We start from the raw sequence: 23,965 nt of genomic DNA, 5'->3' as shown, positions 1-23,965 counted from the left end.
AATATCTGCCACACTTTTGTGTTCATTTTTGCCTAACCCAACTTTGTTTTTAACTTCTCACAAATGAAGTCTCCAACTTGTTCCGTTGTTGCTTGCCCACCAAGATCTGGTGTTACTACGTTCTCTTGAAGCACTTCCTCCATCGTTTCGATGATTGCCTTTGCTGATTCTGGATGTCCTAAATGATCAAGCATCATACTTGTACACCAAATAGAAGCAAGAGGATTGGCAATTCCCTTACCTGCGATATCTGGTGCAGATCCATGTACAGGTTCAAACATTGAGGGGAATTCCTTTTCAGGATTAATATTAGCAGATGGCGCAATTCCAAGTCCCCCAACAATAGCAGCACCCAAATCAGTCAGAATATCGCCGAAAAGATTGGATGCTACTACAACATCCATCGTTTCTGGTTTACTTACAAAGAAAGCTGCAAGTGCATCAATATGAACGGTATTGCTTGTTACATTCGAATATTCTTGATTAATTTTTTGAACATATTCATCCCAGAACGGCATTGTATGATTAATCCCGTTTGATTTAGTAGCAGCTGTAACGTGCCTTCTTTTTCCATTCTTTTGTGCTAAATCAAAGGCATATCTTAAAACTCGCTCTACTCCCTTGCGCGTAAAAACACTATTTTGGATAGCCATATCCATATCCGTTCCTTCATACATACGACCACCAATATTCGAGTACTCGCCTTCGTTATTTTCTCGAATAACAATAAAATCTAAGTCTTCGGAAGTTTTACCTACTAATGGAGACTGAATTCCCTTTAATAGTTTAACAGGACGCAAATTGATATACTGCTGAAATTGTCTTCTTATTGGTAACAGTAGCCCCCAAAGCGACACATGATCTGGTACGCCTGGATAGCCTACAGCCCCAAGAAATATTGAATCAAAGTCCTTTAATCGTTCTAAACCATCATCTGGCATCATACTTCCATGTTTCGCATAATATTCACAGCTCCAGTCAAATTCAGTATAGGATAAAGAGATCCCACCATGAATATTACAAATTGTATCTAATACTTTCTTACCTTCTCTGACAACATCTACTCCAATACCATCTCCAGGAATTAAAGCGAGCGAAAAATGGTCCATCATCATTCTCCTATTCTTGTTTAATTGTGTTCAGTACTTCTGGATTAGCAATATATTCAGGGCGTTTTTCTGTCAATACTCTTATTACATTCTCAGCTACCGTAGATGCCATGATATAATTACTTTCAACTGTTGTTCCACCTACATGTGGCGTAACAATAACATTTGGTAAGCTTAAGAGTGGCAGATCCTTTTCAGGAGGTTCTGGATCGAATACATCAAGGCCTGCTCCACCAATTTTCCCTTCTTTTAATACATGATATAAATCATTTTGATTTAGGATTGCACCCCGAGCTGTATTAATTAAAAAGGCAGATGGTTTCATTAAAGAAAAATATCTTTGATTAATAGAATATCTAGTTTGATCATTTAATGGAATATGAATTGAAATAAAGTCACTTTGTTGAAATACCTCGTCCATATTCGTATTGATTTCTACTCCTAATTGGTGAGCAATTTTATGTTTTTCAGGATTGTATTTTCTAACCCATGCTGTAACATCCATATCAAATCCAAGTTTTAGGCTTTTCGCAACTTCTTGTGCAATATTACCAAATCCGATTAATCCTACTTTTTTGCCTTTTAATTCGGAAGATTTAATAGAAATACGTGAATCATAATTACCATTTTTCATATTTTCATTGAAGGGAATTACTGATTTTGCTAATGCTATGATTAACATTACGGTGTGTTCCGCTGTCGATCTCTTATTCACAGCAGGTGCATGTAGAACTGGGATTCCCATTTTTGTGGCATACTCTACATCAATATTATCTAGTCCGACACCCGCGCCTGAAATTACTTTTAGATTAGGATTTGCATTAATCACTTCTTTCGTAATTTTCGCTGGTGCCCTGAGGACAATTCCTTCTACATCCTTTACATATTCGCATAAATGAGCAATATCGTACTCGTCTGTTTGGATGACTTCTGCACCTTTTCGTAAAATTTTTTCACCTTCAGGATGATACATTGAGAGAATCTGTAAAACACGCGGTCTACTCATTCCTTTATCCCTCCAATGGTTAGACTCTTAGATTTTCTACAATGGTTGCGATACCCTGACCACCACCAATACAAGCAGTAATTAAACCATATCTACCACCAGTTCGTTCAAGTTCGTTCATGATTTTAACTGTTAAAATAGCTCCTGTACCGCCAATAGGATGGCCCAATGCAATTGCACCACCGTTAACATTTAATTTTTTTCGATCAATATTTAATTCTTTAACGACAGCAAGTGCTTGAGCAGCAAATGCCTCGTTTAATTCAATTAGATCTATATCATCTAAGGTTAATCCAGCTAGTTTTAAAGCCTTCAGAGTTGCAGGTACTGGACCAATTCCCATAATTTCCGGAGAGACTCCGATAGATGCTTGAGATACGATACGGAGACGTGGTGATAATCCACGTTTTGCAGCTGTTTCTTCAGACATCATAATCAGTGCAGCAGCTCCATCATTTCGGCCACTTGAATTACCAGCAGTTACTGTACCGCCATCTTTAAAAACAGGTTTTAAGCTTGAAAGTTTTTCATAACTAGTTAAGCGAGGATGTTCATCCGTATCAAATTGGACGATTTCTTTCTTCATCTTTATTTCGAAAGGTACAATTTCATCTTTAAATTTCCCATTTTCTATCGCATCAGTAGCTTTTTGTTGGCTTTCAAGAGAAAAATAATCTTGCTCTTCACGACTAATATTATATTTTTCTGCTAAATTTTCTGCTGTTAATCCCATTGTTAAATTTCCATATACTTCAATTGGTTGTGCTCTTGGTTGACTTTCAGTGTTTGGATCAACAAGCTCTGCATTTCCAGCACCATAGCCATATCTAGCTTTTCTTAAATAATATGGAGCTGTGCTCATACTTTCAGCACCGCCAGTAATAATGACATCTGATAAACCACACATGATTTGTTGTGCAGCATTATTTAGTGCTTGAAGTCCAGAGCCACATTGACGATGAACTGTATAACCAGCTACTTCAATAGGAAGGTCTGCTCTGAGTGCCGCAAGTCGTGCTAAATTTGGTACATCTGAGCTTTGCTTTGCATGTCCCCAAACTACTTCCTCCACATCTGAAGGGTTAATTTCGGCTCTCTTTATAGCCTCACGTATTACTTTTTCTGAAAGAAAATCTACTCCAATATCCTTAAGGGTTCCCCCCATTCTACCAATAGCGGTCCTTACACCGTCAATAATTACTGGATTTTCCATCTTTACACCCCCGATTTAAATACACATAGGAAAAACTTGCATAGCTTTTTAGAAGAAGCCCTTATTTTTAAAAAGTTTTTATAAAAACTCCTTTTTCAATTCTCCGGCAATAATATTTTTTTGAATTTGGCTTGTACCTTCATAAATTTTCGTGATTCTCGCATCTCTGTAGTATCGTTCTATTGGATAGTCTTTCATATAACCCATCCCCGCATGAATCTGTACCGCTAAATCAGCGACACGGTTGTATACCTCTGAACCATATAGTTTTGCCATAGCTGCTTCCTTTACTACTCTCATACCTTTATCTGTCATCCATGCTACCCGATAGGTCATCGAACGAAGCAACTCGATTTCAACAGCCATATCTGCTAGCATATGCTGAACAGCTTGCTGTTCAAAAATTGGTTTATCAAACTGAATTCTTTGCATTGCATAGTCCATGCTATGTTCCAAAAGTTTTTCACTGGAGCCCAGGTTTCTTGCCGCAAGTGCAGCCCGTCCATTTGCTAGTATTTTCAATGCATTTACATATCCCTGACCTTCTTCACCGAGGACATTTTCTATTGGAACTTCCAAGTTTTCAAAAAAGAGTTCTGCAGAATGTGAACCACGAAGCCCCATCTTTTTCTCTACATTTCCTACGATAAAGCCCGGAAAATCCTTTTCTACAATAAAGGAAGTAATCCCTTTCGCACCTTTACTCGGATCTGTTACAGCCATAACGGTGAAAACATTGCCACAGACTGCATTGGTAATATAGTGCTTTGAACCATTAATGATAAATTTGTCTCCTTTTCTTTCAGCCCTTGTCTTTAAATTAGCTGCATTTGATCCAGCACTTGGCTCTGTTAATGCAAATGCGCCAATCCATTCACCGCTAGCCATTTTCGGAAGGTACTTTTCTTTTTGCTCTTTTGTACCGAGGTCGACAATTCCTACTGTTCCGATACCTGTATGTGCTCCAATCAGAGTCGTATAGCCGTTATGCGTTTTACCTAATTCTTCGTAAATTGCACATTTTCCAACCATGTTAAGACCGAGACCACCGTATTCTTCTGGAATACTTAAGCCGAATAGCCCCATTTCTTTTGACTTTTCAACTATATGACTAGGAATCTCGTCATTTTCCTCTATTTCCATCGCTACTTTTTCAACTTCACCTTGGACAAAGTCATGAACAGCTTTTTGCAATAATTGAATATCTTCTGGTAATGTAAAATCCATTATTGGCCTCCTTATCTTCCTTCAAAATGTGGATGTCTTTTTTCTAGGAATGCTTGTGTACCTTCAAGTTTATCTTCAGAACCAATCAAAATCGTCTGGGAAAGTTTTTCTAGGTAAAGTGCGGTTTCCATATCAATATCTGCTCCGCGGTTTACCGCTGCTTTCGCTAAGCGTACAGCTAATGGACCTTTTAAACTAATTTTGTTGGCATACTCTTTAGATTTCTCAATAAGTTCATCTTGTGGAACAGCACAACTTACTAGTCCTCGCTTTACTGCCTCTTCCGCAGTAATGATGTCTCCAGTCAGAATAAGATCCAACGCATTTCCTCTACCAATTATTCTAGTGAGCCGTTGAGTTCCACCGGCACCAGGCATAATACCCAAACCAACTTCTGGCAACCCCATCTTTGCATTCAATGATGCTATGCGGATATCACAGGAAAGAGCCAGCTCTAAACCACCACCTAAGGCAAAGCCATTTATTGCTGCAATTGTTGGCTTCTCATATTCTTCTATTTTTCTATAAGTGGCTGTCATATTTGGTTGGAGTGCTTCGATCATTACTCTTTTATTCAATTCACGAATGTCTGCTCCAGCTGCGAAAGATTTTTCACCTACACCTGTAAAAATGATGACTCGAATGTCTTGATTTACTTTCCATTCATCTAACGCCTTTTCGATTTCAAGTAATGTCTCTAAATTTAAGGCATTTCGTTGATCAGGACGGTTAATTTTAATAACGCCCATATTATTTTCCTGTTCTACGATAATATTAGAAAAATTCAACTTTTCCACACCTCCATACTCATACAAAATCTCGTGATAAATGTTTCAAAAAAGGAAAATATCGTTCAAGAGTCTATTCAATTTTCATCGTTTGTAAATTTTCAGAAACTCTAAAATGAGCGTCTGTCAGTTTTCTTATTTCTTCTACAGAGGAATCATTAGAAATTTCCTCCAGGATTAATTCCCCATTTTCATTTCGAAAAACGGCTTTTTCAGTTACAATCAAATCTGCTGTACGTATACCGCTAGTTGGATAGGTTAGCTTTTTTACAATTTTAGGAGTGTTTTCTTTCGTAACATGGGTCATAGTGATTATTATTTTTTTTGCACTTGCTACTAAATCCATCGCACCGCCAACCCCAAGAATATCCTTACCAGGTACAGCCCAGTTGGCAATCTCACCGGTTTCACTTACTTGTAGCGCTCCCATTACTGCAATATCAATATGTCCCCCACGGATCATCGCAAAAGAATCTGAACTCGAGAATATGGATGCCCCCACGCCTAATGAGATTGGCTGTTTGCTAGCACTAATTAGATTCATATCAAGCTCATCCTTATGCGGTGTCGGCCCCATACCTAATAGACCGTTTTCCGATTGAAGAAACACCTTGCTTTCTGGTTTTAAATAGTTCTGGATGAGTGAAGGAATCCCTACACCAAGATTTACCACTGCTCCATCATGAAGTTCACTGACAATACGTTTTGCAATCCTTACTCGATCTATCGATTGTTTATTATCGACTACGCTCAATATACTCACCACCTATTTTTTCATAGCGATCATTCAATACAATGGTATCTACATAGGAGTGGGGAGTTACAATTTGTTCAGGATCCAAAGTACCAACCTCTACTATTTCATCCACTTCTGCAATAACATAATCCGCTGCTGTAGCCATCATCGGGTTGAAATTACGTGCTGTTTTCGAATATACAAGATTTCCCATTGTATCCGCCTTATCTGCTTTGATTAAGGCAACATTTGCTTTTATCCCTTTAACAAAAAGATATTCTTCGCCATCAAAAACTCTTACTTCTTTTCCTTCAGCTAACTTCGAACCAACGCCTGTTTTTGTGTAAAACCCAGCAATTCCAGCACCACCTGCACGGATTGCTTCAGCGAGTGAACCTTGAGGTATGAGTTCAATCTCCAACTCTCCATTATTCCAAGCTTTTACAGCGTCCCGATTCGTTGTGAAATAGGAACCAACTGCTTTTTTTATTTGCTTGGAGATTAATAGTTTTCCTAGGCCTTTACCTGCTTCTCCTAAATTATTACTGATGATTGTTAGCTCTTTAGCATGGTCCGATTCAGTAATTGTATCGATTAATGTAAAAGGGGTGCCACAAATACCAAATCCACCAACCATTACACAATCTCCACTTTGAATCTTTTTTATTGCCTCTTCTGCGGATTTTTGTTTTTCACATTCCCTATTCATTATTTTTTGGACCTCCCTTCAGCTTGAAATTGAATAATTACTAGTAATTATAAAATCCTGAACCTGTTTTACGTCCTAATTTCCCGGCTTTTACATATTTAATAAGGAGTGGGCAAGGTCTATATTTTTCTCCTAATGTTTTATAAAGATATTCCATGTTTCTAAGACGTGTATCCAAGCCTACTAAATCAGCTAATTCTAATGGTCCCATTGGATGATTCAATCCTAGTTTCATAGCTTTATCGATATCTTCAGGTGATGCAACACCTTCCATTAGAAGATTCATGGCTTCATTTCCAATTAAACAATTCATACGGCTTGTAACAAACCCCGGGAATTCGTTCACCTCTACCGTTTCTTTGCCCATTTTTTCGCCAATTTCTTTTGCCTTAGCTACTGTTTCATCCGATGTTTCTAAGCCTCTAATCATTTCGATTAATTTCATTTTGTGAACCGGATTAAAGAAGTGCATCGCCAGACACTTATCTGGTCTTGTAGTTTGTGCAGCAATTTCTGTTGGGCTCATCGTTGAGGTATTTGTAGCTAAAATCGTATGTTGGGGGCAAATCTTATCTAACTTTTTAAAGATTTCTATTTTTAGTTCCATTAGTTCAAAAACAGCTTCAATCACTATATCCGAATCACTAGCTGCAGATTCTAAATCTGTTGTGAATTCTAAATTTTCTAATGCTGTAGCTGCTTGTTCACTTTTCAAATAGCCTCTTTCAACACTTTTCGCCATTTCTTTCTCGATCTGTAACTTAGCCTTGTCTAAATTCTCTTGGCTTATATCATTTAAAACAACATGGAAATCCCCAATTGCTGCGGCATATGCAATTCCTCTCCCCATTACTCCTGAACCCACGACTGTTAATTTTTCCATTTCTCTGCACCCCTCACTTCTATGTAGAATAACCTGAATTCCAACAAGAAACACAGGTTACCCTATTTTTTTAACGAGCTAGATTAATAATTATCTATTTGTGCTCTTTGTAATTTCCCACTGTAATCGACATAAACTGCTTTCCATTCAGTGTACACATCTAATGCAGCTACACCTGAATCTCTGTGTCCATTTCCAGTTCCTTTAGTTCCACCAAAAGGCAAATGGATTTCAGCCCCAGTTGTGCCAGCATTAATATAGACAATACCCGTATCCAAATCTCTCATAGCAGCAAATACTTTATTGACATTTGCCGTATAAATAGCACTTGAAAGACCGAATTCTACACTATTGTTCACTTCAACGGCCTCTTCTAAACTATTTACAGTTATAATAGAAACAACTGGTCCAAATATTTCTTCTTTTGCAATTCTCATCTCTGGTGTTACATCCGTGAATATAGTTGGCGCATAGTAGTTTCCTTTTTCTAAACCATTTTCCTTAATAATTTGACCGCCTGTAAGAAGTTTCGCCCCCTCTTTTTGGCCAATTTTGACGTATTCATCAATCCGTTCTAATGCTGCACTGTTAATAACAGGACCTACTTTTACAGTTTCATCTAGTCCATCACCCATTTTCAATTCTTTAATACGACTTATTAATTTCTGCTCTAGTTCTTCTTTTATTTCATTGTGAGCAATCACTCGACTTGTTGCTGTACATCTTTGTCCCGCTGTTCCAAATGCCCCCCACAAAATACCTTCTACTGCTAAGTCTAAGTCTGCATCTTCTAAAACAGTTACAGCATTTTTGCCTCCCATTTCAAGGGATGTTCTTTTCAATAACTCCCCTGCACGTCCGTTGATTGCCTTCCCTACTTCATTTGAACCTGTAAACGAAATTAAATTAATCTTAGGATGATCAACCATTGCACTTCCAACTACACTACCTGAACCATTCACTAGATTGATCAGTCCTTTTGGTAAACCAGCCTCTTCATAAATTTTCACAAATTCCTGAGCCACCATAGGCGTTTCAGTAGCTGGTTTCCACACCACGGCATTTCCAGTAACAAGTGCAGGAAGTGATTTCCAGGAAGCAATTGCGATAGGGAAATTCCATGGTGTAATGATTCCTACCACTCCAATTGGAACCCTTATGCTCATCGCAAATTTGTTGCGAAGTTCGGATGGTATCGTATCTCCAAACAACCGGCGACCTTCTCCAGCCATATAGAATGCCATATCAATAGCTTCCTGAACTTCTCCTCTACCTTCATCAATTACTTTTCCCATTTCGCTTGTTAGAATTTGAGCAATTTCTTCTTTTCTTTCTTTTAATAAATTCGCAACTTTATATAAAACCTCTGCCCGTTCTGGAGCAGGTACTAAACTCCATTCTTTTTGAGCACTTTTTGCAGCAGTTACCGCTCTATCTACATCTTCACTAGTAGATTGTGTTACTTCTGCTAATACTTGGCCATTTGCTGGATTTGTTACAGGAGTAAATTTACCTGATGAACCTTCACACCATTCACCGTTAATGTAGTTTAAGACTTTTTTCATCTGAGCGCCTCCAATATTTTGAAATTTCAATCTTTAATCTTTATATAATCAATTTACCTTTTAATCCTTTTTATAACTATGTTCAAATTGAACAAAATATCAATGATATTTCTAGATTTATTCCGTCTATTTTCCACAATTCAACTAATAAAAAGAGATAAGTTGAATGAAGAACAGGTAACAATTACTAAAAAATAAACCAACAAATGATTAGATAATATGGTAAAATAACTTTTGAAACTAAATAAAACTTTTACTAAATGTAAGAGAGGTTCTAGAACAACCCTCTATAAAAAACTAGGGATTACTATATCTTTAGATATAGTTTTTTTTATTTTGCTAGGTTCCTTCTTATTTTTAGAAATATGGGAGGAGATGAAAGAAATGGATTATCTAAATAGTGAAAAGAAAGTTACATAAAAATGGATTTCGATATGTTTAAAAAAATTCACTATTAAAAAGGAGTCTTTTTCTATGAGAGTTTTCTTATATCTATTAGCTATCGTTCTAGCAAATGTAATAACAGCAAGTTTTGCCCCACTTATACTTGGAATATTTATCATTCCTTATGGCTCATTCCTAATCGGAGCTACTTTCATCTTGCGAGATCTTGTACAAAATAAATATGGAAAGAAAAAAACGTATCTTTTTATTGGACTTGCGTTATTACTATCCGCAATTTCTAGTTATTTGTTAGGCGATACATTATGGATTGTGTTCGCTAGTGCAGTAAGTTTCGCAGTTTCTGAGACAACTGATACAGAAATCTATTCAAGAATGAAAACGTCCATCAGCATGAGAATTCTATATAGCGGTGTTGTTGGTGGTATCTTGGATTCTACGATTTTTGTTATCGTCGGTTTATCTCCACTCGGTGCAGGATTTGTACCATGGGATGCTGTGTGGATGGCGATTTTAGGTCAAATCATGATCAAAATTGTGATGCAAATTTTGGGTGTTCTAGTTCTACAATTCACCCCTCTTACAAAAGAACATTTGGCGAATTAATGGATTACATGGGGAAATTGGAGTTTATCCGTTAGCTATGAAATAAATGTAAAAAACAGATGCTACCCATTTGGGATAGCATCTGTTTTTTTATGTAACCACTTAGTAAAATCCAAATAGAAAGAGCATGTCTTGATAAATCAAAACATACTCTTATAAAATTTTACCTCTATTTTACAGTCAATATGGTAGAAGTTTTAACGGGTAAACCATTATGTTGTCTAACCCAAGCTATAATTTCATATTCACCTTTTTCAGTTGGTGCTTTGAATGTCAGCTTTTTTGAAGTAATGAATCCTTCGTTTAAATCAACTGTATAGCCTTTTTTTAAATACTTATAAAAGTATTTATACTCTAGGTCTACACCCGAAGCTATTGTATTAACTGTTACTTTTTCACCTGGTTTTACTTTGGTATTACTTAGAGTCAAACTCTTGATTTTAGGAGTAACAGCTTTTACTACTTTTATTGAGATTGTTTTTGAACTTGTATGTTCTGAAACATAGTTCTTGGCAGTAACTTTGATTTTATACGTACCTGGCTTTTTTGCTCCGAAAGTATCTGTCTTCCTTCCCCAGTCCCTCCCCCTCCATATAACATATTTCGTAGCTCCCGGTTTCTTTACCTCGATTCTATATACTAAATGCTCACCTATAGCCGAAAATCTTAGTGTAGTATATATACCACCCGCAACCAATGTACCAGTTAAATCGCTTAATATGGTTACCGAAGAAACTAATCCCCCTAATATATTTCGAACCGATGATAAAGTGAATGTTTGATCACTTATATTTGATGTCGGTAACACATACATTTCTAAAACATAGTTACCTTTATCAATATTTGTACTTAATACTTGATAACTTGTACCCACTAATTTTTCTAATGAACTTATTGCGACTATTTGTCCAGATGCATCTTTTAACGCCATTAAAATATCTGCATTAGTCGATTGATTGTTAGGATAAGATATAGTAAATGCAATATCTTCGTTGTATTCAGCATGTACATCATATTTTAAAGTGTCTGCACTACTAGCTAAAAATTTCTTTGTATCCAAAAACTTTTTAGAATCTTTAATACCATCCTCTAATTTAGGTGTTAGCGATTTTGTTGGTTTATGTTGCGTCATATTCTTTTTTATTGTTGTCGTTAATTTTGATACTAAGGGCTTTATATGCTCTATATTTTCAGAAGAAGGTAAAGCATCTAATACCTTTAATGCTGTTAATGGTGCAAGCTTTTCTGAAGTAATATCACCATACGACTCTACTAAATTTACAATTAAGGATAATTCCTCTTCTGTTACCGATTTTACGCCTAAATCACTTAATACTTTTGTATAGACACTTAAATTAGATGATGTTGCGTTTGAATTTACTTGATTAACGTCCTCAAAATGAATGTCATTATACTTTTTATCTTTTAATGATGTATTGATTCTATCTAGAGCGTCGTACATAGATTTTACTCTTGATAAATTACAGCCACAGTCATCCGCTTCAGCTGCATGAGCTATAATTGAATTGGACGCAACCCCCTCAAAATTAGATATTCCCAACACTGTTACAATAGCTGCAACTGCTAATTTATTGACCATTTTCCCCATTCTATACTACTCCTTTGTCTATTGTGCCTTCATATTATGCGGTGACAAAAGAGATATTATATAGCAATACCCATATAATATCTCCAATAATAATTCCCTTTGGTAAAATATACTATTTCACTATGAATTCTTTATTTTTTTCTACAGCCTTAAGACCATTATGCTGTTGAACAGAAACTGAAAATACGTATTTACCTTTCTTAGATGGTGCTTTGAATGTTAATGTATTTGCCGAACCATATTTTTTGAAAAATGAACCATATCGAGCACCTTTCTCCCAATAAGCGTACTGATATTCTAGATTTGCACCTGCACCTGTAGCTGTTGTTTTGACTGTTATCTTTTCACCAGGTTTCACATGCGTTTTACTAAAAGTCATTTTCTTGATCTTAGGTGTTACTGATTTTACCGTATTTATTGTTATTGTCTTTGAATCTGAATGACCTGACACTGTGTTCTCTGCAATAACTTTGATTTTATATGTTCCTAGTTTCATTAGTGGGATAAGATGAAAATAATTTAATTGTGTCATTTTATATTCCGCAACTGTAACAAATTCTGTAGAATCCGGTTCTTTGACTTGTACTGTATATTTTTTAAATGAACTTTTAGCAGAAGCAGATATTACTGGTGTTGTGCCTATTGGTACTAATCCTTTGAGATTTATTTCTGCTTTTGTCAAAGTAACATAACCACCTAAAACATCTTTTACCGATGATAGTGTCACAGTTTGATCCTTTATCTTCGTTGTAGGCAATACATACATTTTTAAAACATAATCACCGGGTGTAACATTTGCTCTTAATACTTGATAATTCGAACCACCAATATTTACCAATGAGCTTAATCCCACAATTTGACCTGACGAGTCTTTTAGTACCATTAATAGATCTTCGTTTGTCGTATTGTTTTCTCCATTATTGTTTGGGTAGGATAAAGCGAATGCGACATCTTCTTTGTAACTATCTACATGAACATCATACGTTAAAGTATCACCACTACTTGCTGAAAAATTTTGCGTCTCTGATAAAGTACTAGAGTCTTTTAAACCAGTCACTAATTTAGCAGTTAGTGATTTTGTTGGTTTTTCTTGTATAATATTACTTCTTATTATTGTAGATAAATTTGATACTAATGGTTTTATATGTTCCATGTTTTCTAATGAAGGTAATTCATCTAATAGTACTAAAGCTTTTAAGGCTGTTATGGTATTAGAAGTTATATCACCATATTTATTCACTAAATCTACTATTAAAGATAACTCATTTTCTGTAACCGCTTTGATTTCTAAATTGTTTAGTACTTTGGTATACATACTCATCTTCGATAATTTAGCATTCTTATTTACCTGATATACATCATAAAAATCAATGTCGCTATAGTTACTTTCATTTAAAGCGCTATTAATTCTATCTAAAACCCCATTTTCTGCTGCATGAGCTACATGGCAAGTAGACTTATAGCCAAGGAAACTTTGGGAAAAGCTAGAGAATCCTATAATTGCTACGAACAATGACACTACTACTAATTTTTTTACTAAATTTTTATTTCTACATTTTATCAAAGTAATCACTCCTTTCATTATTCATATTTATTTCACGGTAAATGATTTCTCGGAATAAACATCAGAACCATTGATTTGTTTTGCACGTATAACAACATGGTATTTACCTTTCTTGGTTGGTGCTTTGATGGTAGCTGTATTTTTTGAACTGAATGGTTTTCCTGTAACAGCAGTAGTATAGTAACTATGCAAATCTACGTACCCATATTGATACACTAGGTAAATTCCTGTAGCTTTGGCTTTGATTTTTATCTTTTCGCCAGGTCTATACTGAGTCTTATTTAAAGTGATTTTTTTAATACTTGGTTTTATATTTTTTACTGCTTTTATGGAAAGTGTATTTGAAGCAGAATGTCCTGAAACTGTATTTTTCGCTATAACTTTTATGCTATAAGTTCCCAGTTTCGTAGGATTAAATCTATTAAATGAATTCCAACTTGGTACTTTGCTATTAAATGGAACATATGTTGATGATCCCGGTTCTTTTATTAGTATTGTTTCTTCTAAATGTTCACCTTCAGCAAATGAGTATATTTGACCTAATCTTCCACCAACTGGTGTTATCGTGCCTGTTAAAGTAGTTTTTACTTTTACCGAAGAAACATAACCACCAAAAACGTTTTTAACTGTTGTTAAATTTAATGTTTGATAACTTACATCTGTTGTAGGTAAAGTATATATTTCTAGAACATATTGTTCTGGATCAACATTTGTAGTCAATACCTGATAATCTGTACCATCTATCTTAATTAATGAGCTTACTGCGATTAATTGACCTGTAGAATCTTTTAATGCCATTAAGATATCTTCGTTTGTCGAAATATTATTTGGATAGGATAAAGCAAATGCAATGTCCTCGTTGTATTCTACCGGTACATCATATTTCAATGTTTCGCTGCTGCTAGCTATCAGTTTTTTTGTATCCTTTGGAGTGTTAGAACCTTTTAACTGATCCTCCAATTTGGTAGTTAACAACTGGGTCGGTTTTTCTTGCTCTACATTATTTCTTACTACAGTAGATAATTTAGTGACCAATGGTTTTAAATGATCAATCCCCTGCGATGAAGGAAATGCATCTACTATTTTTAAAGCTTTTACGGGTGAAATCGTATTAGAGGTAATATCACCGTATTTGTTTACTAAATCTACTATTATAGATAATTCATCTTCCGAGATTACTTTAATTCCTAAATCAGTTAATACTTTTGTATAACCCGTTTGCTTAGATAATATGGCGTTATTGTTTACCTGATATACATCATAGAAATTAATATCACTATATTTAGAATCTTTTAAAGATGCGTTGATTCTTTCTAATGCTGCATACATTGATTTTATGTTTGTTAAATCACAGATATCATCAGTTGTAGTTTCATTTGATTCTTCAGCATGAGCTACAATTGAATTAGACTTAAAACCAAGAAAAATTTGTGGCAAACTGGATAATCCCATTACTGTAACGAATGAAGCAACTACCAGTTTTTTTGCTATTTTTCTCATCTGTGTATTTGAATTCTCTGATTTACTCAAAGTATCACTCCTTTTCCTGTTGTATTATTTCCCTGTTAAAGCCCTCTACATTTTTTCTTAATGTAAAGGTGATACGCAATTTTTCCCATAATAAATTTTCCATCCTTAGGAATAATGAAAACCAACCTATTTAAACGAAATATCCTAATAGATAACTATATAATACCATAATGTTAATTTGTTCCCAGTTTATAAAATCATACCCACTAAATTAGGTGATTCTATAGATTGAATGTCATAAAATAGCTTTTAAAATTAGCTTGAAATGAAATTAAACGGCATAAAATAGATGCTACCCCAAATGGGTAGCATCTATTTTATGTGAATCGTATATAAGAGGAACAGTGAAAGAGCTACGTAGCTTAAAGTAGTTTTTATTCGCGAGAGTAACTTTTAAATCCAAATAAATATTTACCAAATGCCTCGATACCATCTTCGTAAAGGGACGTTACATGTGTACCAATGGCAATTAAGTCTCTCATCATCATTTCAACGGGGTTTCCGCTCTTTAATGCAGATGCGCCAAGCGACAGTGTTGCTTCAACAGAAATATCCACGCAATTACGGATTATCTCAACTCTGAGCGCATGGTAAATAGATGGATCGTATTGCCCTTCATCTTCATTTAACATATTAATGTATTCTTTCATCATAGCCTCGGAAGCCTTATGTTTAAGTGTTAACTTCGCAAGTATACGTTGACTTCTGCTTTTTTTCTGTTCTTCGATTCCAGAAGTACGAACTCGATTTGCTGTGCGAGCTTTAAATTCATCAAGTACTCTTTGTGCAGCACCTATACACATAGAAGCAAACCCAAAATAGAAAGCAGCATAAAACGGTACGTTATAATATAAATAATCTTCGTCTACTTCTAACTTAAGAGGCTTTCTATTTTGTGCTACTTTTGAAAAGCGAATAACCATATCGTCTGGAACAAATACATTTTCTATACTTACTGTATTACTACCTGTGCCTCTTAAGCCTAATGAATCCCAATCTTCCGTTACGTTAAGTTCCGATATTTTCATACATAAACCTAATGATTCAGGTTCTTCTTCATCGTCAAATTGATATCTAGCACCTAATGAAATCCATTCAGAATAGTTGATACCACTTACGTAATTCCATGTACCAGATAAAATAAATCCACCGTCACACTTTTCTACTTTACCAACTGGTGCAAAAACATCCGCAACAAGTCCACTGTCATAAACGATTTCATCCATTCGATGTTTTGGTAAAAAAGCTACCCATGCGTTATGCACTGAAAAGAAGTATGTTAACCAAGCTGCGGATAAATTGTAATAACCTACTGTTTTAACCATATCAGAAAACGTTTTAAAATCGATCTGAGGACCGCCATATTCTTTTGGCAAAATTAATTTATTGATTCCTTCCTCGACGATTACATTTATAACGTTATGAGAAATAGTAGCATTTTCATCGGCTTTATAGGCTTCGGCTTCTGCAATTTTCCCAATTTTTTTTGCACTTTCCATCAGTTGGGCATAAATTTGTTTATTCTTATTTGCAATTACCATTTATATTCCCTACTTCCAAATTCGAATGTTTCCAACAAATTTAACAGTAACTTCTTCTGCCTATTTAAGTTCTTGATTAAGTTTCATTAAAACTAAACTTATTACTGTAATGGCAAAAAATGAAGTTAAAATTACTGTTTCCAAAGTTATTACACCCGGAAAAAAATCCAATAAATACTATCTAATGAATGTAAATTATGAGTTGCTATATCAGTCGCTTAGGATACTTTACTCGATATACGGGTGGAATAGCCCTTGCATCCTTATTTCATTACATGGATTACTAATGTTTTTTCATATTAAAAGACATGTTCACATTCTATATTAAAATATCTATAAACATCCATAGGTGCAGCCTTTGCAGGGCTGCCTTTATATATTTTACCTTCTCGCGTATTTTTAGTAACTAATGCTCCTGAAGAAATAAAACAATCCTTTCCAACTCTTATTTCATCATTTAATGTACTATTTATTCCAATGAAACAGTTCTCTCCAATTTCACAGTTTCCTGCAATAACTGCATGTGAAGAAATAAAACAATTATCTTTAATAACCGATCTGTGTCCAACATGATTTCCACTCCATAAAATAACGTTATTCCCCACATTAACATGATGCTGTAATACGTTGTTTTCAAAGATAAAACAATTTTCACCTATTGTTACATTTCTCCAAACAAAAGCTTTAGAGCTAACATAAGATACTAGTTCATACCCCTTATTTTTGGTTTCATGATATAATCTCATTCTTAATCTATTAAAATTAGTATAGGGAATTGCAACAAATGCTTTGAATTCAGTTACTGGGTAAATTTGATGCACTTCTTCAAAAGGAACAACTGGTAAATCATAAAGGTTGTCCCTTTTTATATAGCCTCTCTCAGCAGCAAAAGCTACGATTTCATATGGAGAATCGTAGGTAAAATATTCATATGCAATTTCTGCTAGCTCCCCAGCTCCTATGATTACTAACTTTTCGCCATTCTTCAAAGGTTTATCCATTGTACTCACCCTATCTTTATAAAGTCTTTAATTTTATCTACTACATCTTGGAATGTATTAGCGTTACGAAAAATATCTACTGGGAACTGTGTATTGAATTCGTTATCACACCTTGATAGTATATCCATTATTGCAAGTGAATCCCATTCTTCAATTTCCTCTAAATTTGTAGTTAATAGCAGAGTTCCATCCTCTAATTCTAAAATTTCTTCACAAAGCAATGTAAACTCTTTTATATTCATTTTTTATACTCCCTAGTTTAAATTTATTTTTATAGAACATGATGCCCAAGATAGTCCTACACCGAATCCTGCTAATAATACATTGTCATTATCTTTGATATTCCCTTTTTCGATTTCTCTTTTTAATGCAATTGGAATGGTAGAAGATACTGTATTTCCGCAGTCATTTAATTGTATTGAAAACTTATTTTCATCTATTTCTAATCGCCTTCTTAACGCATTCAACATATACTGATTCGCTTGATGAAAAACAAAATAATCATAATCATCCAAAGTTCTATTTTCTATTTCTAAAAGGGTTTTGATCGACTTTGGAACTTCTCGCATTGCAAACTTAAAAACTTCCGGACCATTCATATAGAGATCTTTTTTATTTCTAATAATTCCTCTTTCATCCTCGAATTCCATCACTGTATCTGAATTAATAGGTTCTCTAGCTGCTCCAGCTTTTATAATTAAGTTATTAGCCCCACTTCCATCAGTTCCAAAAACAAATTTCCCAATATAATCTTCATTAGATTTTGTTATTAATGTTGCCGCAGCAGCATCTCCAAATAGTAATGAAGTACTTAAATCTTTCTCATTTACAAATTTACTGTACGTATCTGCCGTTAATAAAAGAACACTCTTTGCTTGGTTACTTTTTATTAACCCTTTTGCTAATGAGAGACCATAAATAAATCCAGAACAGCCTAAATTAATATCTAGAGCACCACAGTTATTTGACATTTTTAATTTGTTCTGAATAATACATGCGGATGTTGGCAAAATGTAATCTGGAGCTTGAGTACAAAATAGTAAAAAGTCTATTTCTTCTTTTTTACAAACGCCCTTTTCAAAGAGTTTTTCTGCAGCTTTTACAGCTAAGTCTAAAGCTGTTTCATCCTTTCGAGCTTTATACTTAGAGAAAATCCCGATTTTTTTAGTTAATTTATTTTCCTGATCGTTATATACTCGATTTTCTGGAAAATAATACTCAATAGCTGAAATTTTTGCCAACCTTAGATTTCCTCCCTATTTTTAGATATACAGTAATTACTTTAAATAAAGATATATCATTTGTTTTGGAACACTACTTAATTGCACAATTTGAAGACTTTAAACAACGATTTGCGATACAGTGTTATAAAGTTTCGCAAGTGCAAAACTCGAAAAAATATTCTGCCTAGCTATCTGAAAAAGTTAAAACTTATTTGCAAAGAATGTCGGTGATATTAGAATTAATTAACAAATGATTATTTTTTGCTAAATATACATATGAATAATCTAGGTCCTTTATGAATGCTACACAGGAAAAGCATATAGAATTTCATAAACGTGTGAAATAAATGAACATAAAACAATCTAAATCTCCAAAACAACATTTAATTTAAGAATAAAATAAAAGACTATTTGATATTCAAATATCAAACAGTCTAATAAGTAAAAAATATATTTAATATTTACATCTCCAACTCAATTATTAAAGAATAAAAAAACAATTAATAAACAATTCACAAGTCATTTCTCCCGCAACATAAAAATACACTTGGATATAATGTAATATACAACCCTTTCAGGAAAGAAGCGGTGAAAATGGGAAATTCGATTCGTTATTATCCTTTTCAAAATCTCCAGGAAAAAAATATGTCTTTTGAAGACGTTTTTGATCATATCGTCCATTTTATGACCTCAGATCCAATAGGTAATTATCGATTAATCGTAGGTACAGACTCACAAGTTCATAAAGACTGCACCGTATTTATCACCGGAATTGTGATTTTACAAGAAAACCATGGTGTGTGGGCATGTATCAGAAAAGTAATTGTCCCAAGAAAAATGCTTCATCTACACGAACGTATTTCACTTGAGCTCTCCTTCACAGAAGAAATCGTATCGCTATTTACAGAGGAAAAAAAGAAGCAGTTAATTGACATTATTCTTCCGTTTGTATATGAAGGTTCAACATTTACAATGGAAGGGCATATTGACATCGGTGCTGGAAAACGCAACAAAACACGTGAATTCGTAAAGGAAATGGTTGCAAGAATAGAATCCATTGGTGTTGAACCCAAGATCAAACCGGATGCTTTTGTGGCCTCGCATTATGCAAATCGATATACAAGGTAAATGACTTGATGTTCCGAAAAGACTTCCAGTATTATTCTAAATCGACCAAATTCTAATCAGTTCCCTCACGAAAATTGGCAATAAAGAATACGTAACTCATCTGAGCCGCTAACTCAAGATGGGTTTTTTATTGTTTTTGAAGTAAAAAAAGCCTTTCATATTTGGTACCTATAAATTCATCTTGTAATGGAAATGTAAACATTCGAACCTTTTAAATTTTTAAAAAGTGGGCAATATAAAAACATATTTATTTTGGAAGCTGGTGGATATCTCTAAGAAAATTAATTTTCAAAAAATCTCGTTGCAATTTGGAATAAACAATTGCCTCAATATTAAATTAAGGAGTAGATGCAAAATGATTAGAATAAACAAACTTTTAACCTTTTCCTTAACTTTTGGTTTATCAATAGGAATTATGAGTAACACAGTTGCGCCAACTATTGCTGCTGCGACAAACCAAAATAAAATAGTTACCAAACATCAACCAATACTGAATCCTAATACACAACAAAAAGTAGATGAAATTTTAAGCAAATTAGATTCAGATTTAGCAAAAATAGGTGCTCCCGTCTCAAAGCACCACGCTAAATGCGGAGTATTCGCGAATTTAGATGATAAGACGAAAGCAAAAGTAAAAGAAATTATGAAAAAAGTGAAAGATGGTACTTTAACTAAAGAGGAGGCCGATAAACAGCTAAAATCTCTTGGCGTCTCATTTCCAAAACATCATAAAGCTGATATGTTTGGAAAATTAGATGACAAAACGAAAGCGAAAGTCATAGAAATTATGAAAAAAGTGAAAGATGGTACTTTAACTAAAGAGGAAGCCGATAAACAGCTAAAAGCTCTTGGTGTTTCATTTCCAAAACATCATGAGAAATTCAAACCCTTAAATAATGAAACGAAAGCAAAGGCAAAAGCTTTAATCGAAGATGCCAAAGCTCATGTAAACAAATTAGGTGCTGAATTTCCTGCAAAAAAATATGGTTATCTAATGCGATAATGAAAAACTCATTTCACACAAAAGCTCTAATCCCCTTCATCAGGAATTAGAGCTTTTGTATGTTTACCATCATAAATCACCCAAACATGCCCATCTTCACAAATAGAAAGTCTATCTTTTTCCGATTAACTCTTTTTCTTGCATACGTCTATTAAATGACCATTTTTTTACGAAAATAAGAGAAATATAGAGACCAAATAATATCGAGATAAATAATTTAGACCAAATAACAGGAATTAAACTAAATGTTTCTCTCGCAGTTTGTTGAATCTGATTTTCATAATTAAAACTTAAATTTGATAAAAAAATTAATCCGACAACCCATAGAAATTTCCAAAAATAAGATAACCAATTAGATTTTTTAATGAACAATCCCCCTTTTTTTACTAATTTACGTTTAAAAAGCGATTTTATTTCAAAATATATCCAAATGAATCAATTTCATAAATCCATTTTCGGTTATTAAATACGAACATTTCATCACATTAACTTTTCGCTATTCAGATTTGGTTGTTCTACTACAGACGGCGCTTTCCACTGGCTTGGCTTCAATCTCCTCGGGTCAACACGATGTTGGTCACAAAGTTGTTGCCACAGGACGTGGCGTTCTTAGGCTTTTTTCCTTAAAACCGTTCCAGAGGGCTTTCAGCTCAAGCTATTCCCTAAGCAGTCGCTGTCTTTAGCTCCATCATTATGAGATTGGTAAATAATTTATTATTTTTCTCCAAAAAAAATAGAATAAGCAAAATGCTTATCCTATCTTTATTCTTTCATTATTTTTCTTTAACTACATTAAGATATCCATCCAAATTTTAATAGCAGTTACTAAAATTAATATTGATAGTAAAACTTGAAGGGCTTTTGTATTCATTTTCTTAGCTGCTTTAGCGCCAAGCGGAGCAGCAATGATACTTGCAATTGCTAAAACAATGACAGGTAACCATTCAACTTGACCTGTTGTAATTTTACCAATAGATCCGCCAATGGAAGAAATAAATGTAATGGCTAGACTCGATGCCACAGTCATGCGAGTTGGAATTTTTAAAATAACAAGCATAATTGGTACGAGTAAGAAACCACCGCCTGCACCGACAATACCTGAACCAATACCAACTATGAATGCTAAAATTGCTGCTAATGGTTTATTAAAAGTAATATTCCCATCGTTTTCGGGAACTTGTTTTCTTGGTATCAGCATTAAAATCGCCGCTAAAATTGCAAATACACCGTAAACAATGTTTACTTGGCCTTCACTAAAACCACTTGAAGCAAAACTTCCTATTAAACTACCAATTAAAATGGAAATACCCATCGTTGCGATTAATGAGATGTTTAAGTAATTTCCTTTTCGAAAGGCAATCACACCTGAAATTGATGTTACTAATATTTCTACTGCAGTAATGCCTGACACCTCATGTGAAGTAAAGGAAGCGACACCAAACGCTGCAGGAATATATAAAAGCATCGGATATTTAATAATAGCTCCTCCGATTCCAAGCATACCTGAAATAAAAGATCCTATTAAGCCTATTCCAAATAAAACAATGATTAGTGATAAACTCATAATTTCCCTTCTTTCAATGAAAAAGACGAGCTAAAGCTCGCCTTTATTAACCTTTTTGAATATAAAAAGCAATGACATCTGCTTCTTCTGTTTGTTTTAAGATTTGATGACCTCCAGATTTAACCCATGCAGGAATGTCATTTAATGAACCTTTATCTGTAACAAACACTTCTAAAATGTCTCCTGTATTTAATTGATCCATCGCTTTTTTTGTTTTGACAATTGGCATTGGACAAGACAAGCCTTTTGCATCTAAGGATTTTGTTATATTCATATTATATCTTCCCTTTCTTTTTCAGTATATCTCTATAGTATTTTTTACAAATTCTTTACTTGAATTTAACGAACAGCACAACGATTCGGTCCGATTTCCATTTCTGTTTGTTCGTCATTATCAGGTGTAATTTTCCCCATATTCACTTGACGTATTTGTTGGTACGCATTCGGTTGAGGTGGAAGCTGATCCGTTACAGTATGACGAAACTCTTCTTCGTCCTTAATGTTTAAACCATGGTTTTCTGCAAATAAATCACCTAAGCGTTTGGATACTGTTCCATCTTCATTCAATTCATCGATGATCATAAAATGAGCTGGTAATACGATTAAATCTTCTGCTAGTTCCCGGTAACGTTTATATAATGTGGTACGTAAATCCCCTACCCAATCTTCTGCAAGGCCTGCAAGATCCGGACGACCGATTGAATCGATAAATAAGATATCTCCAGTTAAAAGATATTGGTTATCTACTACGAAGGAAGTTGAACCAATTGTATGCCCCGGTGAGTATAATGCACCGACATCAATTTTTGATTTACCTATTTGAACAGTAAGGCCATCTTCAAGTGGAGTGTAATCATAAACAACTTCTGTTGCATCTTTTGGTGGTAAGTAGTATGTCGCGCCTACTTGTGAAGCAATATGTCGTCCTCCTGAAATATGATCGGCATGTAAATGCGTATCAAACACATGTTTAATTTCTACGCCTTTTTCTTTGGCAAAGTTTGTGAATACATCTGTAAAACGTACTGCATCGATAAGTGCAGCTTCACCTTCTGAAATCACCATATATGATAAACAACCTTTTCCAAGTCGTACGAATTGATAAAGTTCTCCTCCATTTAAATCAGCTACTTTTATAGGTTCAAGATGCATACTCCACGACTTCATACCACCATCAAGATATGCGGCTTTCATTCCTTGTTCAGAAATCATGTCAGCAATCATCATAGAAGAACCTTCTTTTGCACAGACAACTAATATATCTTTGTCCGTTGGAAGTTGAGGTACTAACTCTTCTACACCATCTAATAATTCAAAATACGGAATGTTTAGGTGTTCAAAATTATGTCCTTCAATTTTCCAATCGTCAAAGGCATCTTGGTTACGAACATCTAAAATAAATAACTCTTGATTGTCTATTACTTTTCGTGCAACTTGTGCTGCAGTCCATTTTGTTACTGTCATCCAAATTACCCCCATAGGTATATATAAGTTAATTTTTTTGGTGAAGAAGCATAGACCTCTTCACCAAATTCATTTTTATCCTAAAATCATTCAA

At 34.5% G+C, this 23,965-nt stretch carries 23 protein-coding genes and 1 riboswitch; of the genes, 3 read left to right on the top strand and 20 right to left on the bottom strand.

Annotation, left to right across the window (positions count from 1 at the left end; translation table 11 throughout):
- Positions 1-32 precede the first annotated feature (32 nt).
- From ABE048_RS10790 to ABE048_RS10750, 9 genes are all read right to left on the bottom strand, one after another.
- A complete protein-coding gene (locus tag ABE048_RS10790; protein WP_430311283.1) occupies positions 33-1,109 on the bottom strand; it encodes a tartrate dehydrogenase in 1,077 nt (358 codons plus the stop codon).
- A gap of 10 nt (positions 1,110-1,119) precedes the next feature.
- Positions 1,120-2,115, bottom strand: a complete 996-nt coding sequence (locus ABE048_RS10785) for a hydroxyacid dehydrogenase (protein ID WP_430311282.1) — start codon at positions 2,113-2,115, stop codon at positions 1,120-1,122.
- A gap of 19 nt (positions 2,116-2,134) precedes the next feature.
- On the bottom strand, positions 2,135-3,328 hold the full coding sequence (locus ABE048_RS10780; RefSeq protein WP_430311281.1) for a thiolase family protein: 1,194 nt from the start codon (positions 3,326-3,328) through the stop codon (positions 2,135-2,137).
- A gap of 78 nt (positions 3,329-3,406) precedes the next feature.
- Positions 3,407-4,555, bottom strand: coding sequence for an acyl-CoA dehydrogenase family protein (locus ABE048_RS10775; protein ID WP_430311280.1), 1,149 nt, complete (start codon positions 4,553-4,555; stop codon positions 3,407-3,409).
- 11 nt (positions 4,556-4,566) lie between these two features.
- Positions 4,567-5,343, bottom strand: a complete 777-nt coding sequence (locus ABE048_RS10770) for an enoyl-CoA hydratase/isomerase family protein (RefSeq protein WP_430311279.1) — start codon at positions 5,341-5,343, stop codon at positions 4,567-4,569.
- 73 nt (positions 5,344-5,416) lie between these two features.
- Complete coding sequence (locus tag ABE048_RS10765; RefSeq protein WP_430311278.1) at positions 5,417-6,097, bottom strand: 3-oxoacid CoA-transferase subunit B; 681 nt, start codon at positions 6,095-6,097, stop codon at positions 5,417-5,419.
- On the bottom strand, positions 6,081-6,788 hold the full coding sequence (locus ABE048_RS10760; protein ID WP_430311277.1) for a CoA transferase subunit A: 708 nt from the start codon (positions 6,786-6,788) through the stop codon (positions 6,081-6,083). The genes ABE048_RS10765 and ABE048_RS10760 overlap by 17 nt, the downstream gene beginning before the upstream one ends.
- 40 nt (positions 6,789-6,828) lie before the next feature.
- Positions 6,829-7,671, bottom strand: a complete 843-nt coding sequence (locus ABE048_RS10755; RefSeq protein WP_430311276.1) for a 3-hydroxyacyl-CoA dehydrogenase — start codon at positions 7,669-7,671, stop codon at positions 6,829-6,831.
- An 83-nt stretch (positions 7,672-7,754) separates the two neighbouring features.
- Positions 7,755-9,236, bottom strand: a complete 1,482-nt coding sequence (locus tag ABE048_RS10750) for an aldehyde dehydrogenase family protein (RefSeq protein WP_430311275.1) — start codon at positions 9,234-9,236, stop codon at positions 7,755-7,757.
- A 262-nt stretch (positions 9,237-9,498) separates the two neighbouring features.
- Positions 9,499-9,543, top strand: a riboswitch (PreQ1 riboswitch).
- 167 nt (positions 9,544-9,710) lie between these two features.
- Between ABE048_RS10750 and ABE048_RS10745 the strand changes: the two genes are divergently transcribed.
- Positions 9,711-10,244: a VUT family protein gene (locus ABE048_RS10745; RefSeq protein ID WP_430311274.1), complete on the top strand. Its 534-nt coding sequence runs from the start codon at positions 9,711-9,713 to the stop codon at positions 10,242-10,244.
- A gap of 169 nt (positions 10,245-10,413) precedes the next feature.
- On the opposite strand, the gene ABE048_RS10740 is transcribed toward ABE048_RS10745, so the two are convergent.
- The 7 genes from ABE048_RS10740 to ABE048_RS10710 form a co-directional block, all read right to left on the bottom strand.
- Entirely contained in the window at positions 10,414-11,853 is a 1,440-nt protein-coding gene (locus ABE048_RS10740; RefSeq protein WP_430311273.1) for a hypothetical protein, read from the bottom strand.
- Between the two features lie 112 nt (positions 11,854-11,965).
- Entirely contained in the window at positions 11,966-13,417 is a 1,452-nt protein-coding gene (locus tag ABE048_RS10735; RefSeq protein ID WP_430311272.1) for a hypothetical protein, read from the bottom strand.
- A 27-nt stretch (positions 13,418-13,444) separates the two neighbouring features.
- The gene (locus tag ABE048_RS10730) at positions 13,445-14,947 is read right to left on the bottom strand and encodes a hypothetical protein (RefSeq protein ID WP_430311271.1); all 1,503 of its coding nucleotides are present in this window, start codon (positions 14,945-14,947) and stop codon (positions 13,445-13,447) included.
- Positions 14,948-15,321: 374 nt separating this feature from the next.
- The gene (locus tag ABE048_RS10725) at positions 15,322-16,488 is read right to left on the bottom strand and encodes an acyl-CoA dehydrogenase family protein (protein ID WP_430311270.1); all 1,167 of its coding nucleotides are present in this window, start codon (positions 16,486-16,488) and stop codon (positions 15,322-15,324) included.
- Positions 16,489-16,787: 299 nt separating this feature from the next.
- Complete coding sequence (locus tag ABE048_RS10720; RefSeq protein ID WP_430311269.1) at positions 16,788-17,489, bottom strand: acetyltransferase; 702 nt, start codon at positions 17,487-17,489, stop codon at positions 16,788-16,790.
- Between the two features lie 5 nt (positions 17,490-17,494).
- Entirely contained in the window at positions 17,495-17,731 is a 237-nt protein-coding gene (locus ABE048_RS10715; protein ID WP_430311268.1) for a phosphopantetheine-binding protein, read from the bottom strand.
- A 12-nt stretch (positions 17,732-17,743) separates the two neighbouring features.
- Positions 17,744-18,730: a ketoacyl-ACP synthase III gene (locus ABE048_RS10710; RefSeq protein ID WP_430311267.1), complete on the bottom strand. Its 987-nt coding sequence runs from the start codon at positions 18,728-18,730 to the stop codon at positions 17,744-17,746.
- A 576-nt stretch (positions 18,731-19,306) separates the two neighbouring features.
- On the opposite strand from ABE048_RS10710, the gene ABE048_RS10705 reads away from it, so the two are divergent.
- A complete protein-coding gene (locus ABE048_RS10705) occupies positions 19,307-19,840 on the top strand; it encodes a ribonuclease H-like YkuK family protein (RefSeq protein ID WP_430311266.1) in 534 nt (177 codons plus the stop codon).
- A 355-nt stretch (positions 19,841-20,195) separates the two neighbouring features.
- Positions 20,196-20,843, top strand: a complete 648-nt coding sequence (locus ABE048_RS10700) for a hypothetical protein (RefSeq protein ID WP_430311265.1) — start codon at positions 20,196-20,198, stop codon at positions 20,841-20,843.
- A gap of 111 nt (positions 20,844-20,954) precedes the next feature.
- Here the strand turns inward: ABE048_RS10700 and ABE048_RS10695 are convergent, their stop codons facing one another.
- From ABE048_RS10695 to ABE048_RS10680, 4 genes are all read right to left on the bottom strand, one after another.
- A complete protein-coding gene (locus ABE048_RS10695; protein WP_430311264.1) occupies positions 20,955-21,215 on the bottom strand; it encodes a hypothetical protein in 261 nt (86 codons plus the stop codon).
- A 415-nt stretch (positions 21,216-21,630) separates the two neighbouring features.
- Positions 21,631-22,407 (bottom strand): sulfite exporter TauE/SafE family protein, encoded by a 777-nt coding sequence (locus ABE048_RS10690; protein WP_430311263.1) that lies wholly within the window; start codon positions 22,405-22,407, stop codon positions 21,631-21,633.
- Between the two features lie 46 nt (positions 22,408-22,453).
- Positions 22,454-22,681 carry a sulfurtransferase TusA family protein gene (locus tag ABE048_RS10685; protein ID WP_430311262.1) on the bottom strand — a complete coding sequence of 76 codons (228 nt, stop codon included), beginning with the start codon at positions 22,679-22,681 and terminating at the stop codon, positions 22,454-22,456.
- Between the two features lie 65 nt (positions 22,682-22,746).
- Positions 22,747-23,871: an MBL fold metallo-hydrolase gene (locus ABE048_RS10680; protein WP_430311261.1), complete on the bottom strand. Its 1,125-nt coding sequence runs from the start codon at positions 23,869-23,871 to the stop codon at positions 22,747-22,749.
- Positions 23,872-23,965: the final 94 nt, after the last annotated feature.

Source organism: Rummeliibacillus pycnus, assembly GCF_050459865.1.
GTDB classification, from domain to species: Bacteria; Bacillota; Bacilli; order Bacillales_A; family Planococcaceae; genus Rummeliibacillus; species Rummeliibacillus pycnus_B.
Note: the sequence above shows the minus strand (reverse complement) of the source record. Positions and strands in the feature narration are given on the sequence as shown.

Coding starts and splice junctions, on each gene's coding strand:
- ABE048_RS10790 (WP_430311283.1), bottom strand. CDS start 1,109: ATGGACCATTTTTCGCTCGCTTTAATTCCTGGAGATGGTATTGGAGTA.
- ABE048_RS10700 (WP_430311265.1), top strand. CDS start 20,196: ATGATTAGAATAAACAAACTTTTAACCTTTTCCTTAACTTTTGGTTTA.
- ABE048_RS10685 (WP_430311262.1), bottom strand. CDS start 22,681: ATGAATATAACAAAATCCTTAGATGCAAAAGGCTTGTCTTGTCCAATG.
- ABE048_RS10785 (WP_430311282.1), bottom strand. CDS start 2,115: ATGAGTAGACCGCGTGTTTTACAGATTCTCTCAATGTATCATCCTGAA.
- ABE048_RS10740 (WP_430311273.1), bottom strand. CDS start 11,853: ATGGGGAAAATGGTCAATAAATTAGCAGTTGCAGCTATTGTAACAGTG.
- ABE048_RS10750 (WP_430311275.1), bottom strand. CDS start 9,236: ATGAAAAAAGTCTTAAACTACATTAACGGTGAATGGTGTGAAGGTTCA.
- ABE048_RS10745 (WP_430311274.1), top strand. CDS start 9,711: ATGAGAGTTTTCTTATATCTATTAGCTATCGTTCTAGCAAATGTAATA.
- ABE048_RS10715 (WP_430311268.1), bottom strand. CDS start 17,731: ATGAATATAAAAGAGTTTACATTGCTTTGTGAAGAAATTTTAGAATTA.
- ABE048_RS10755 (WP_430311276.1), bottom strand. CDS start 7,671: ATGGAAAAATTAACAGTCGTGGGTTCAGGAGTAATGGGGAGAGGAATT.
- ABE048_RS10705 (WP_430311266.1), top strand. CDS start 19,307: ATGGGAAATTCGATTCGTTATTATCCTTTTCAAAATCTCCAGGAAAAA.
- ABE048_RS10775 (WP_430311280.1), bottom strand. CDS start 4,555: ATGGATTTTACATTACCAGAAGATATTCAATTATTGCAAAAAGCTGTT.
- ABE048_RS10725 (WP_430311270.1), bottom strand. CDS start 16,488: ATGGTAATTGCAAATAAGAATAAACAAATTTATGCCCAACTGATGGAA.
- ABE048_RS10720 (WP_430311269.1), bottom strand. CDS start 17,489: ATGGATAAACCTTTGAAGAATGGCGAAAAGTTAGTAATCATAGGAGCT.
- ABE048_RS10690 (WP_430311263.1), bottom strand. CDS start 22,407: ATGAGTTTATCACTAATCATTGTTTTATTTGGAATAGGCTTAATAGGA.
- ABE048_RS10680 (WP_430311261.1), bottom strand. CDS start 23,871: ATGACAGTAACAAAATGGACTGCAGCACAAGTTGCACGAAAAGTAATA.
- ABE048_RS10760 (WP_430311277.1), bottom strand. CDS start 6,788: ATGAATAGGGAATGTGAAAAACAAAAATCCGCAGAAGAGGCAATAAAA.
- ABE048_RS10780 (WP_430311281.1), bottom strand. CDS start 3,328: ATGGAAAATCCAGTAATTATTGACGGTGTAAGGACCGCTATTGGTAGA.